Below are 12,786 nucleotides of genomic sequence, written 5' to 3' on the forward strand. Positions count from 1 at the left end.
CGGTACACGGCTCGATGGCGTTACCCTCCCCGTCGAGACCGTCAAACTCATACTCGACCGGCTCACCCGCAGCACCAACACGAATCGACCGATCCACCGAATCGTCGTAATCACCATCATTATTGACGTCGATCTGCAACAAATGCCCGCCGAAAAAACTATCGCCGAGGTCATAGGTGAACGTACCCGCAGACGTCGTCGTGCTGGTAGGAGTGAAATCGAAGCCGGAGGCCGACAGAGTGGTCTCGTCAACCGGCGACGGCGCGATGACCTGCGTATCGGCTTGCGCGGTGGTCTGGTTCCAGATGGTCGCTGTCGCGGGAAGGTCGGCGGCTGGCTCTTCGAAAAACAAGCGGTACGGATCGGCACAGGCCATCGAGTTGCCCCCACCGTCCCAGGACCGGTAGGACGGCGTGCAGGCGTCGGCTCCCGCAGTGCCGACCGGCACACCCATCGAGTTGGCGGAGACCACCGAGTCAATGCCGTAGTAATTCGTCAACCCGAGATTGTATTGGTATCCGCTGTCGTTGAGCATCCAGAAGTTGATGTCCTTCGCGGTGCCATCGTCCTGATGAATGTTGTAGTAGGTCACCCAAACGCGGCCGGGAATCTCGCTAACCCCGGTGGCCAGAGTCTGAGTGCGCGGATTGACGGCACCGAAACCAGGATTGCCGTCCCAGACAGTGAACGACCAGTTCTGGTTACCGCCGGCACCGACCTTCCAGACACCCACTTTGGCTCCGGTGGCCTGCTTCGGCGCGGAGATCCCTCCGTTCGCGGCACCCGAGTACACCGTGCCGTCGGGGGCAACGATGGTCGAAGTGCCGCCCTGCGCCCACCACTGCACATACTCACCCTCACCCACATAGGCGTAGTACGTGTTAGCCGTGTTCACCGAGTAGTCGGTGGTATCCGGGCTGACGTTGTCCTCGACCCCCACCGCATGAGCCTGGGGAGCAGTCACACCGATCATGGCCGCCACAGCAACAAGAACGAACGCCACAACCTGCGGTACTACGCTGCGGGGGGGGGAGAGTCGAGGCATGAAACGCATCCTTACTACAGAAATAGCGGCCCCGGCCGATCCCCGTGCAGGAAAATGCCAGAACCCTTCAGCCGGAGCTTACCTCAAACACAGGGAAGTCCTGGTAAATAGCCCACTGCCGCTCGTTGTCCCCCACAGGCGGGAGGCACCCCGTGCGGAGCGCCCTTCGGATGTGCCGCACTCGCACCTCAATGACCGGCATCAGCGGGTGAGGTGGTCGAGGAAGGCGGTCAGCAGGGCCTCGCGCAAGCGCGGCGGCGCGGCATCGAGGAGCGCATTGACCGGAGCCATGCGCTCGGGCAACCCCAGGCCGCCCGAGGCGTCGGCCAGGCCGGCGATCTGGAGCAGGCCGGCGAAGGCCGCATCGTCGAGGGCGGCCGGATCGAGCGAGGCCGCTGCGGCCCGCAGCCCCTCGTCAACGGTGACCGGTCCGCGTTCGACGGCCTCCTCGACGGAGACCGCCAGCGTCGCCAGGAAGTCGGGCACCGAGGCCGCGGTCGCGGCCGACAGGCTCACGTGCATGGTCGCAGGTGCTCCGGCGAAGGCCATCTGCGGCTGCACGAACCACCCGCGCTCGCCCATGAGGTCGGCGATGGTGAACACGTCACACGTGTCGTCGGCCGCGATGGCGACGAGGGTCGAGTCCGGCTCGGCGACGACCCGCACATGCTCGATCTCCTCGACACCCCGCACGAGCGCGGCCGTGCCCTCCAGCGCCGTGCGCGTCAACCGGGCGTAGCCGTCGGTGCCGATGAAGCGGGTCACCGCCCAGGCCGCCGCGAGCGGGCCGCCGGACTTGGTGGACTGCACCGTCGAGTTGAGCATCGTGTAACCCGGCCAGTCGGCGCTGGCGAAGAACTGGTCGCGGCGCAGCCCGGGCGCCGCGTGCAGCAGCAGCGAAACGCCCTTGGGCGTGTAGGCGTACTTGTGCAGATCGGCCGACAGACTCGTGACCCCCTCGACGGCGAAGTCGAAAGGCGGCACCCTTCGAGGCTCGGGAGTCGAATCGGCCCACGGCAGGACCCAGCCGCCGATGCAGGCATCCACGTGGAAGCGCACGCCTCGCACGCGGGCCACGGCGGCGATCTCCTCGATGGGATCGACCACCCCGTGCGCGTACGACGGTGCCGACGCGGCCACCAGCACGACCCGGCCCGCATGGGCGTCCATCGCCTCGGCCATCGCCGCCGGATCGGCCCGGAAGGTCAGCGGATCGACCGGCACCGCGACCCGCTCGACACCGAAGTAGTGACACGCCTTGTGGAAGGCCGCATGGACCGTCGACGGGGCGACGAGCACCGGATCGGCCACCCCGGCGGCGTCGCGGGCGGTCTTGACCGCGAGCAGGATCGATTCGGTGCCCCCGGAGGTCACGGTGCCCACCATGTCGGCCGAGCCGTGGAACAGGCCTCGAGCCATTGCCACGAGGTCGTTCTCCATGCGCAGCAGGCTCGGGAAAGCCGTCGGGTCGAGGCCGTTCGTGGAACCGTACATCGCCAGGGCGCGGCGGCCCAGCTCGTCGGCCTCGGCCAGGCCCGAGTCGTACACGTAGGCCAGGGTCCGCCCGCCGTGCGTCGGTAGATCGCCGGCGCGCAGGGCCTCCAACTCGGCCAGGATGTCATCGAACACCGCGGACCTCCTCGTCCAATCGATAGCCGCGCAGCGCCAGCAGGCTGACCGCGGTGAGCGCCGCCGGAACGATGGTGAAGCCCAGCCGGATCGCCAGGCGCGCCCCGTCAGACTGCGCGACATCCTCACCGGCCGAGGAGGAGGCATATCCGCCCAGCGCGAGGACGAGGGCGAACAGTGCCGGGCCGAGCGCCAGGCCCAGGGTCTCCCCCGCGGTCCAGACGCCGGTGAAGACGCCGATGCGGTTCTGCCCGGTCCGCTCGGCGTCGCGGGCCGCGACATCGGGCAGCATCGCCATCGGGAACACCTGCGCCCCCGCATAGCCGACGCCGACCAAGGCCGCGCCCGCATACGCCACGGCGGGAACGGCGGGCAGGAAGGCACCGATCACGAGCATCCCGGCGACCATGACGACCGTCGAGAGCACGTAGCCGGAGCGCTTGGTCCGTGCGCGGGCGTAGCGCTCCCACAGCGGGGTCACGACGAGCGCCGGGCCGACGAAGGCCGCGAACAGGATCGTCGCCGCCGAAGCCGCGTCGAGCACGTCGTCGGCGGCGTACGCGACCCCGGCGAGCATCGTGCCGATACCCAGCGCCTGCAGGACGAAGGTGACCAGCAGCGGGCGGAAGTCCGCCGCCTCGGCGACGAGGCGCACCTGCCCGGCGATCCCGCCGCCCGGGGTGTCGACCCAATGCTCCGGGGCGCCGCGCGTGCCCCACCAGGCCCCCAGGACCCCGATGACGAGGATCGCCGCGACGTACACGCCCATGAGCCGGTATCCGGCCGGCGAGTCGTGGCCCACGGCGTCGACGACCATCGGTGCCGTCGCCCCGGACAGCAGGATCGCCAGCGCGAGGACGGCCACCCGCCAGGTCATCAGCCGGGTCCGCTCGTCGTAGTCGAGGGTCAGTTCGGCGGGCATCGCCACATAGGGCACCTGGAAGAAGGCGTAGGCGGTGGCGCAGCCGGTGAACAGCACCACCACCCAGATCGCGCCGGCCACGGTGCTCGTCGGGCCGGCGAACAGGAGCGCGAAGCAGGCCGCGAGGACCAGCCCGCCACGCAGCAGGAAAGGCCGCCGCCGTCCCGCCGGGTGGGTGCTGGTGTCGCTGATCCGCCCCGCGACGGGATTGAGAACGACGTCCCAGGCCTTCGGCGCGAAGACGATCACGCCGGCCAGAGCGGCGGCCACACCGAGGGTGTCGGTGAGGTACGGCAGGAGCAGCAGGCCCGGCACGGTGCCGAAGGTGCCCGTCGCGACGCTGCCGAGACCATAGCCGCGCCGCACCCGTGCCGGCAGGACCGTGGTGGCCGTCATCGGCTCAGTCCCGGCCGGGGCGCAGGTGGGCGAAGGCCTCCAGGTTGCGCGTCGACTCCCCGCGCGCCTCGCGCCACTGCCACTCCTTGCGGATCGAGGACGCGAAGCCGAGTTCGAGGATGACGTTGAAGGACTCGTCGGCGTAGGTCAGCACCGCGCCGAGCAGCCGGTCGATCTCGGCGGGGGTGACCGCGTGCAGCGGCAGGCGGCCGTCGAGGTAGATGTCACCGGCGGCATCGAGCGCGAAGGCCACCCCGAACATCTTGAGGTTGCGCTCCAGCATCCAGCGGTAGACGCCCTCGTGGTTCTCGTCCGGGCGACGCGCGACGAAGGCGTGGACGCCGAGCGCGTGCCGGCCGACCTCCAGCCGGCAGGTGGTCGTGAGTTTGCGCACGCCGGGCAGATCGACCTCGAAAACCCCCGGCCGGTGTTCGACATACTCCAGTTCCGAAGCCGAGAGCGTCTCGGCGATGACCTCACGTGCGGACATGCGGTGTTCCTTCCCGTGCGGCGGCGTAGACCGCCAGCGTGCGCTCGGCCGTGGCATCCCAGCCGAATCCGGCGGCGTGCAGGACCGCCTTGGCACCCATCGCCTCACATAGCGCGCGGTCGGCGAGCAGCGGCCGCAGCGCCTCGGCGTAGTCGGCCGCGTCGTGACGGTCGACCAGCACCCCGCTGACGCCGTCGGAGACCGCCGTCGGCAGCCCGCCGACCCGCGCCGCGACGACCGGGGTGCCGCACGCCTGGGCCTCGATGGCCACCAGGCCGAAGGACTCGTTGTAGGACGGCACACACACCACGCTCGCGGCCGCGTACCAGTCGGCCAGGACGTCCTGCGTGACAGCCGGGACGAAACGGACCACGTCGTCCAGGCCGAGCCGGGCCGACAGGTCGGCGAGCGCGGTCGGCCGGTCCATGCCCGAGCCGGAGACCCCGCCGACGACGGCGACCCGCAGCCGCGAGCGCAGCGACGGATCCTCGGCGAGCAGGCGGGCTGCGGCCCCCAGCACCAGGTCGGGTGCCTTGAGCGGCTGGATGCGCCCGGCGAACAGGATCAGGGCGGTGTCGTCGGCGATGCCGAGCCGTCGGCGGGCCTGCCCCTGACGGCCCGCGCGGAACCGGTCGAGATCGACCCCCGGATGCACGACGTCCACACGCGCGGGGTCGGCGTCGTAGAGGCCGACCAGCTGGGCGCGCTCGTCGTCGGTGTTGGCGATGAGCCGGTCGGCGAGCCGCACGATCTCCTCCTCGCCGCGGACCCGGCCGAGGGGTTCGGGGGCGTCGCCGGCAGCGAGCTGGGCGTTCTTGACCTTCGCCATCGTGTGCATCGTGTGGACCAGCGGGACGCCCCACCGTTCGCTGACGACAGTGCCCACCTGCCCCGAGAGCCAGTAGTGCGAGTGGACGAGGTCGAAGTACCCCGGACCCAACTCGGCCTCCACCCGCAGCACGTCGCGGACGAAGGAGCACAACTGCGCCGGCAGGTCCTCCTTGCGCAGGCCCTCGAACGGCCCGGCGGCCACGTGCCGCACGGTGATGCCGGGTTCGGCCCGGACGGTCTCGTCCTGGTGCCGCGAGGTCGCGCGCGTGAAGATCTCGACCTCGACACCCCGCACGGCGAGCTGCCGCGAGAGTTCCATGACGTAGACGTTCATGCCACCGGCGTCACCGTCGCCGGGCTGGGCCAGCGGCGAGGTGTGGGCCGACAGTATGGCGACTCGACGGACACTCACCCCGCCATCATCGCGCACCGGCCGGCTCGCGCGGCGGGCCGTCCACCACCGTGGTGGAAGGATGAGGCCATGACCGTCACCCGTACCGCCGTCGTCACCGGTGCCAGCAGCGGCATCGGTGCCGCCACCGCCCGCGCCCTGGCCGCAGAGGGCTTCCACGTCGTCTGCGCCGCGCGCCGCGCCGACCGGATCACCGCGCTCGCCGATCAGATCGGCGGAACCGCCGTCCCCTGCGATGTCACCTCCGCCGCCGATGTCGCCCGGCTCGCCGAGGCCGTCGGGGAGCGGCTGGACGTCCTCGTCAATAACGCCGGCGGCGCACTCGGCCTGGACCTGGTCGCCGAGGGTGACGTCGAGCGGTGGCGGCGCATGTACGAGATCAACGTCGTCGGGACGGTCCAGGTGACGCAGGCGCTCGTGCCCGCCCTGGAGGCCGGCGGGGCGGGAACGATCGTCAACGTCGGTTCCACTGCCGGGCACGGGGTGTACGAGGGCGGGGGCGGCTACGTCGCGGCCAAGCACGCGCTCGCAGCGGCCACCGAGACGCTGCGCCTGGAGTTGAACGGCCGGCCCGTCCGGGTCACCGAGATCGCGCCGGGCATGGTCCACACCGAGGAGTTCTCCCTGGTGCGGCTCGGCGACCAGGCCAAGGCCGACGCGGTCTACGCCGGGGTGGAGGACCCGCTGCGCGCCGAGGACATCGCGGACGTGATCTGCTGGGTCGCCACCCGGCCCGCGCACGTCAACGTCGACCTGCTCGTCGTGCGGCCGCTCGCCCAGGCAGGCAACAGCAAGGTCCACCGTGGCCCGCTCCTCAGCCGGCTCGCAGAGCGGCCGAACCCAGTCATTGAGACGGGCAGAACGCCAGCGGCCGGTACCCGGTCCTGAGGTGCGAGGCCGCCTGCGGCCGAGCCTCGAAGGACGAGGGGACCCCGGCAAACGGTCCGCCATTAGGGTCATTTCGAGGCTCGCTCGTTCCTCGCTCGCACCTCAATGACCGGGATGCTCGGTCCCTGAGCTGCGTAGGCCGCCCGCGGCCGAAGCCTCGAAGGGACCCCATCAATGACCGGGACCGGGTGCGGCCTCGGGGCGGCGCAGCGCCCAGGGAGCGACGAGCAGCGCCCAGACGAATATCAACACGGCGATCTCGACACCGACATACCAGGGCCACTCCGGCAGGACGTCCAGCAGCGAGGCGCGCGCGGGCTTGCGGTTCACGTAGCCGTAGTTGGTGCCGACGACCGCGTTGAAGACGAGCACGCCGGCGAGCCACGCCAGGGTCGCGGCGATGGCCCGGCGGTAGGTGCTCCAGGTCGGCCCGGTACCGAGGCCCGGAACGAGCCAGAAGCCGGCCCAGATGATGAGCACATGCATGATCCAGAACATCAAAAAGCGCGGCTCCGGGAAGGGCGAGACCAGGTCCGGTGTCAGCATGCCCTGCATGGTCAGGGTCAGACCCCACAGCCAGGTGATCGTCGTGGTCGTCCGGTTCCGCGTCCACAGGGCGTGCGCGGCGACCATCCAGGCGAAGTCGCACAGTTGCAGCGGCAGTGAGGTCTGCAGGCTCCACTCCGCAGGCGTGAACTGCAGCAGCTGCATCGGCACGGTCACCGCCACGACGGCGACGGCCGCGCTGCGGGAGACGATCTCGGCGGCCGGGGTGTCGCGGCAGCGGTGCCCGAGCGCGATGACGGCGGCGATGCCGATGACGAAGACCACGAGGACCGTCACGTGCGAGGAGTCGTACGCCTCGAACCGGTCCGCCGCCCACATGCGGCCAGCGTAGAACGTCCACGAGTGAGCGGGAACCGATCCCTGAGGTGTGAGGCCGCCTGCGGCCGAGCCTCGAAGGGTGAAGGGACCTGTCCGTGGGTGGGTCCCTTCGAGGCTCGCAAGCTCGCACCTCAGGGGCCCACCACCGCAGGCGGCCAGCGTGGTCGCGCGCGGGGCTGGGGACGCGGTGAGCGGCGGCGGGTGTTGACTGTGCTCGTGACGGAGCGCGGCGCGGGAGGCATCGGATTCGGCGTCGCCGCCTACCTGTGCTGGGGCTTCTTCCCGCTGTACTGGCCGCTGCTCGACCCGGCGACACCCCTGGAAGCCCTCGCCCACCGGGTCGTCTGGTCACTGGTGTTCGTCGCAATGCTGCTGACCGCCACCGGCCGCTGGCCCGCCTTCTGGGCGGTGGCGCGCCAGCCTCGGCTCCTCGGACTACTGTGGTGCGCCTCGGTCGTCATCGCCGTCAACTGGGGCCTGTACATCTACGGGGTCACCAGCGGGCGGGTGATTGAGACGTCACTGGGCTACTTCATCAACCCGCTCGTCACGGTCATGCTCGGCGTCGTCGTCCTCGGCGAGCGGCTGCGCCGGCTGCAGTGGTCGGCCGTCGCACTCGCCGCCGTGGCCGTCGCGGTGCTGACGCTCGACTACGGGCACCCGCCGTTCATCGCGCTGACCCTGGCCTGCTCCTTCGCCACCTACGGCTTCCTCAAGAAGGCGGTCGACCTGGGTACCGTCGAGGGACTCGGCATGGAGACGCTGCTACTGGCACCGTTCGCGCTGGCCTTCCTCGCCTGGCTGGCCGCACAGGACCAGCTGGTCTTCGCCCACCACGGCTGGGGCAATGCGCTGCTCCTGGCCGGGGCCGGGATCGTCACGGCGATCCCGCTGCTGCTGTTCGGCGCGGCGGCGACCCGCTTGCCACTGACAGCCATCGGACTGCTGCAGTACCTGACGCCGGCGCTGCAGTTCGCCATCGGGCTGGTCGTGTTCGGGGAGGCGATGACGCCCGCCCGCTGGGCCGGGTTCGCGCTCGTCTGGCTGGCACTGACGCTGTTCACCCTGGACGCACTGCGCCATCGCCGCCAGGTGCCCGCCCCGCCTGCGCAGCCCTGAACTGCGGCGGACTCACCGGCCGCGGCCAGAACTTCGCTCCCTGAGGTGCGCAGGCCGCTCGCGGCCGGAGCCTCGAAGGGCGCGCCTCAGCCAGCGGGCCTCCTGGCAGAATCTCCGCTCACCGGCCGCGCAGCGGAAGGCGGATCGCGTCGAGACCGTGGCGCAGAGCGTAGGCGGTGACGTTGACGATCTGGTGACGGTTCGGGGCGGGTTCCTTGCCGGCGGCCATACGCCACATCTGCACGGTGTAGTACGTCAGCTCGGTGAGGCTGTCGAGCAGCGTAATGCCGGCGCGGCGCGGCTGGGTGACCACCTCGTCGAGGGAGCCGTCGAGCAGGGCGGCCGGGGAGTCCGGGGCCACGGCGAGGGGCCGGCCCAGCCCGACGAGGTCGATGCCGCCGGAGGCCACGGCGTCCTCCATCGCGGCGGCCGTGCGGAAGCCGCCGGTGAGCATGAGCGGCAGGTTCGGCAACTCGGCGCGCACCCGCAGCGCGTAGTCGAGGAAGTACGCCTCCCGCTGCCGGGTGCTTTCCTTGACCGGGCCGCCCACGCCGAGCATGGCCGCCGAGGAATAGGTGCCGCCGGAGACCTCCAGCAGGTCGATGCCCGCCTCGGCGAGCGCATGGACGACCTCCAGGGACTCGTCCTCGCCGAAGCCGCCGCGCTGGAAATCCGCAGAGTTCAGCTTGACGGCGAGAACCTTGTCGGCACCGATCCGCTCGCGCATCGCCCGCACGAGTTCCAGCAGGAAGCGGCGGCGGTTCTCCGGGGTGCCGCCCCATTGGTCGGTGCGCCGGTTCGACAGCGGCGAGAGGAACTGGCTGACGAGGTAGCCGTGCGCGCCGTGGATCTGCACCCCGTCGAAGCCCGCAGCGGTGACGACCCCGGCGGTGGCGGCGAAGCGGCCGATGATGTCCTCGATCTCGGCGCCGGTCAGTTCCCTGGGCGTGGCGAAGGACTTGGCGGTTCCGGGCACGGCGATGGCCGACGGCGCGACGGGATGCGCACTGAGGGTGCGCGGCGACTGGCGGCCGGGATGGTTGATCTGCACCAGGCCCACCGAACCGCCGCCGGTGACGATGCCGGCCCATTCGCGCAGGTCGTCGGCATGGCGGTCGTCCTCGACCACGACATTGCCCGGCTCGCCGAGCGCCCGCCGGTCAACCATCACGTTGCCGGTGATCGTCAGGCCCTGGCCGTTGGCGGCCCAGCGCCGGTAGAGGGTCTTGATCTGGTCGCCGGGTGCCAGCCCCGGTCCGGCCAGCGATTCGCTCAACGCCGCTTTCGCCAAACGGTTCGGGACGACCGTGCCGTTCGGCAGCATGAAGGGGGTGCGAAGCACGGGTGTCGAGGTCACTCGGACCGCCTTGGGGTGGGAGGAGACAACGGGGCGAGCGGCGAAGCGCTCCGGTCCATCATGAACGACGCAGTGCGCTCCTTCTCCACGAACCCGGTTTCTTCGCCTTGCGAGGCAAGGCCGCAGGCAGGAGACGTCATCAGGGTCCGGCGCTCCGCAGCAGCGGCGGGTGCAGGATGGACCGGTCACCGGGGCGGTAGAGGCGCGCCGGCCGGCCGCCGTCGCGAGTCGTGGTCTGCTCGGTCGAGGTGACGAAACCGGGGGTCTTGGTGACCTTGCGGTGGAAGTTGCGCGGGTCGAGCCGGGTCCCCCAGACCGCCTCGTAGACCCGGCGCAACTCGGCGATGGTGAAGGCCGGCGAACAGAAGGCGGTAGCCAGGGCGGAGTATTCGAGCTTGGCCCGCGCACGCTCCAGGCCGGCTGCCAGGATCCGGTCGTGGTCGAAGGCCGGCGGGGCCGGCAGCCGGTCGACTTCGGTCCACCGGGCGCGCGCCGCGTCGGTCCCGGCCTGCGGTTCGGGCAGGTCGGCGGCGAGAGCGAGGTACGCCACGCTCAGCACGCGCCCGCGTGGATCGCGGCCGGGATCGCCGAAACTGGCCAACTGCTCCACATGCACGCCCTCAGCATCGACCCCGGTCTCCTCGGCGAGTTCGCGCAGTGCCGCCTGCTCCAGGCCCTCCCCCGTCCGCACGAAGCCACCCGGCAGCGCCCACGTCCCCGCGAACGGTGCGAGCGCGCGCTCGACGGTCAGCACGTGCAGCCGCTCGTCGCGGATCGTGAGGATCACCAGATCGACGGCGACCGCGAACACCTCGCCCATCTGTCCGTCGCCCTGCGGATCGGCATCGCGCATGTCACCACTCTAGCAATTCTCGTCTTCTTGACGACAGTGGTACCCTTCACTTATCGTCAGAGTAACACTAAATCCGAGATCGGAGTCCCTCATGGCCGACATCGCCCGCTACCCCTTCGTCCGTCACCTGCGCGGCGGCGCGACGACCCACGTCCAGCACCTGCGCCGCGGCAAGACGGCCCACTCCGGCGTCGGTACGTCCTTCTGGTTCCGTCCGCTCAGCGCAGTGCTGACCGAGGTCCCCGTCGACGACCGCGAGTTGCCCCTGCTGTTCCACGCGCGCACCCGCGACTTCCAGGACGTCACCGTCCAGGCCACCGTCACCTACCGGGTCGCCGATCCCGCCCTGGCCGCCGTGCGCATCGACTTCTCCATCAGCCCCGACACCGGCGCGTGGCGCGGCACCCCGCTGGACCAGGTTGCCGGACTACTGACCCAGACCGCCCAGCAGTACGCGCTCGACCGGGTGGCCGGAGCAGACCTGACCGAGGTGCTGACCGCCGGCATCGAGCCGATCCGCAGCGTCATCGCCGACGGCCTGGCCCACGACCAGCGGCTGAGCGACATCGGCATCGAGGTCGTCGGCGTGCGCGTCGTGGCCCTGCGCCCCGAGCCGGAAGTCGAGAAGGCGCTGGGCCTGCCCACCCGCGAACAGGTGCAGCAGGAGGCCGACAAGGCCACCTTCGAGCGGCGCGCCCTGGCCGTCGAGCGGGAGCGCGCCATCGGCGAGAACGAGTTGCAGACGAAGATCGAACTGGCCCGCCGCGAGGAGCAGCTGATCGCCCAGCGCGGTGCCAACGCCCGGCGACAAGCCGAGGAAGCCGCCGCAGCGAGCACCACCGAGGCCGGGGCACGGGCCGAGGCGGCCCGCCTGACCGGCCAGGCCGAGGCCGACGGCGAGGCGGCGCGCGTCGCGGTCTACCGCGACCTGCCCGAGGCGGTGCTGCTGGGCCTGGCGCTGAAGGAACTGGCCGCTCACCTGCCGAACATCGAGACGCTGGTGCTGACACCCGATCTGCTGAGCAACGCGCTGGCAAAGTTCGGCGTCGCACCGAAGGAGTAAGCCATGTCCTCAGCGCCACGGGTCGTCGTGGTCCACCGCCGCAGCGAACTCGACGAACTGATCGCCCGGCACGGCACGCGCGGCCAGGCGGCGTTCTTCCTGTCCACCCGCGGGCGCGATCTGGCCGAGGTCGAGGACCGGCACCGGGCGACCGCCGCCGCCCTCGAACGGGTCGCTGCGGCGATCCCGGTCGACTGGCGTCGCGGCCTGCTGGAACGCGGCGACATCGACCGATTCCTGTTCGGACCCGATGACATCGTGGTAGTCGTCGGCCAGGACGGCCTCGTGGCGAACGTCGCCAAGTACCTCGACGGCCAGCCCGTCGTCGGCATCGACCCCGAGCCGGGCCGCAACGCCGGGGCGCTGGTCACCCACGCCGCCGCAGACGTCGCCGACCTGCTGCGCGCCCACGACGCGATCAGCGAGCGCACGATGGCCGAGGCGGTGCTCGACGACGGGCAACGGCTGCTCGCGCTCAACGAGGTCTTCCTCGGGCATCCCTCCCATCAGAGCGCCCGCTACACCCTCACCACGCCCTCCGGCGCGGCCGAACAGCAGTCCTCGTCGGGCCTCATCGTCTCAACCGGCACCGGGGCGACCGGCTGGTGCAGTTCCATCGCCCGCGAACGGCAGAGCACGCTGACCATGCCCGATCCGGGCGAGGAGCGCCTGCTGTGGTTCGTCCGCGAGGCGTGGCCCTCACCGGTGACCGGGACCGACCTGACCGCCGGGGAACTCACCCGCGGCCAGGTGGAGGTCGTCGCGCAGTCGGACCGTCTCGTGGCCTTCGGCGACGGCATCGAATCCGACGCGCTCAGCATCGGCTGGGGCCAGTCGGTCCGCCTGCGGATCGCCGCCCGCCGCCTCCGCCTCGTCGGCTGACCCGAGCGCCAGTT

11 protein-coding genes and 1 pseudogene are annotated in these 12,786 nt (G+C 70.8%); 4 read left to right on the forward strand and 8 right to left on the reverse strand.

Going from position 1 to position 12,786, the window contains the following annotated elements; genetic code table 11:
- The 5 genes from QM597_RS06145 to mshA form a co-directional block, all read right to left on the reverse strand.
- Positions 1-1,003: hypothetical protein (locus tag QM597_RS06145; RefSeq protein WP_415003989.1), on the reverse strand; the 1,003-nt coding region annotated here is incomplete at its 3' end.
- 243 nt (positions 1,004-1,246) lie between these two features.
- The gene (locus tag QM597_RS06150) at positions 1,247-2,674 is read right to left on the reverse strand and encodes a pyridoxal phosphate-dependent decarboxylase family protein (protein WP_415003990.1); all 1,428 of its coding nucleotides are present in this window, start codon (positions 2,672-2,674) and stop codon (positions 1,247-1,249) included.
- The gene (locus tag QM597_RS06155; protein WP_415003991.1) at positions 2,664-3,992 is read right to left on the reverse strand and encodes an MFS transporter; all 1,329 of its coding nucleotides are present in this window, start codon (positions 3,990-3,992) and stop codon (positions 2,664-2,666) included. The genes QM597_RS06150 and QM597_RS06155 overlap by 11 nt, the downstream gene beginning before the upstream one ends.
- A gap of 4 nt (positions 3,993-3,996) precedes the next feature.
- Positions 3,997-4,482 (reverse strand): YbjN domain-containing protein, encoded by a 486-nt coding sequence (locus QM597_RS06160; RefSeq protein ID WP_415003992.1) that lies wholly within the window; start codon positions 4,480-4,482, stop codon positions 3,997-3,999.
- Positions 4,469-5,725, reverse strand: coding sequence for a D-inositol-3-phosphate glycosyltransferase (gene mshA / locus QM597_RS06165; protein ID WP_415003993.1), 1,257 nt, complete (start codon positions 5,723-5,725; stop codon positions 4,469-4,471). Before mshA ends, QM597_RS06160 begins: the two co-directional genes overlap by 14 nt.
- Positions 5,726-5,794: 69 nt before the next feature.
- Here mshA and QM597_RS06170 point away from each other — a divergent pair.
- Positions 5,795-6,529: pseudogene (locus QM597_RS06170) on the forward strand (SDR family NAD(P)-dependent oxidoreductase); the annotation flags it as partial.
- Between the two features lie 255 nt (positions 6,530-6,784).
- Here the strand turns inward: QM597_RS06170 and QM597_RS06175 are convergent.
- Positions 6,785-7,498: a TIGR02206 family membrane protein gene (locus QM597_RS06175; RefSeq protein WP_415003994.1), complete on the reverse strand. Its 714-nt coding sequence runs from the start codon at positions 7,496-7,498 to the stop codon at positions 6,785-6,787.
- A 216-nt stretch (positions 7,499-7,714) separates the two neighbouring features.
- Here QM597_RS06175 and rarD point away from each other — a divergent pair, with 216 nt between their 5' ends.
- Positions 7,715-8,617 (forward strand): EamA family transporter RarD, encoded by a 903-nt coding sequence (rarD, locus tag QM597_RS06180; RefSeq protein ID WP_415003995.1) that lies wholly within the window; start codon positions 7,715-7,717, stop codon positions 8,615-8,617.
- Between the two features lie 118 nt (positions 8,618-8,735).
- On the opposite strand, the gene QM597_RS06185 is transcribed toward rarD, so the two are convergent.
- Complete coding sequence (locus QM597_RS06185; protein WP_415003996.1) at positions 8,736-9,974, reverse strand: NADH:flavin oxidoreductase/NADH oxidase family protein; 1,239 nt, start codon at positions 9,972-9,974, stop codon at positions 8,736-8,738.
- 139 nt (positions 9,975-10,113) lie between these two features.
- Positions 10,114-10,827: an NUDIX hydrolase gene (locus QM597_RS06190; RefSeq protein WP_415003997.1), complete on the reverse strand. Its 714-nt coding sequence runs from the start codon at positions 10,825-10,827 to the stop codon at positions 10,114-10,116.
- A gap of 91 nt (positions 10,828-10,918) precedes the next feature.
- Here QM597_RS06190 and QM597_RS06195 point away from each other — a divergent pair, with 91 nt between their 5' ends.
- Positions 10,919-11,890, forward strand: a complete 972-nt coding sequence (locus tag QM597_RS06195; protein ID WP_415003998.1) for an SPFH domain-containing protein — start codon at positions 10,919-10,921, stop codon at positions 11,888-11,890.
- Positions 11,891-11,893: 3 nt separating this feature from the next.
- Positions 11,894-12,772: a hypothetical protein gene (locus tag QM597_RS06200; RefSeq protein WP_415003999.1), complete on the forward strand. Its 879-nt coding sequence runs from the start codon at positions 11,894-11,896 to the stop codon at positions 12,770-12,772.
- The last annotated feature ends 14 nt before the right edge of the window (positions 12,773-12,786 follow it).

Origin of the sequence: Aeromicrobium sp. (genome assembly GCF_047607065.1) — a bacterium.
Classification (GTDB): domain Bacteria; phylum Actinomycetota; class Actinomycetes; order Propionibacteriales; family Nocardioidaceae; genus Aeromicrobium.

What these genes read in the sequence shown, in the direction of transcription:
- QM597_RS06155 (WP_415003991.1), bottom strand. Translation starts at nt 3,992, where the DNA reads ATGACGGCCACCACGGTCCTGCCGGCACGGGTGCGGCGCGGCTATGGT.
- QM597_RS06160 (WP_415003992.1), bottom strand. Translation starts at nt 4,482, where the DNA reads ATGTCCGCACGTGAGGTCATCGCCGAGACGCTCTCGGCTTCGGAACTG.
- QM597_RS06175 (WP_415003994.1), bottom strand. Translation starts at nt 7,498, where the DNA reads ATGTGGGCGGCGGACCGGTTCGAGGCGTACGACTCCTCGCACGTGACG.
- QM597_RS06190 (WP_415003997.1), bottom strand. Translation starts at nt 10,827, where the DNA reads ATGCGCGATGCCGATCCGCAGGGCGACGGACAGATGGGCGAGGTGTTC.
- QM597_RS06195 (WP_415003998.1), top strand. Translation starts at nt 10,919, where the DNA reads ATGGCCGACATCGCCCGCTACCCCTTCGTCCGTCACCTGCGCGGCGGC.
- QM597_RS06200 (WP_415003999.1), top strand. Translation starts at nt 11,894, where the DNA reads ATGTCCTCAGCGCCACGGGTCGTCGTGGTCCACCGCCGCAGCGAACTC.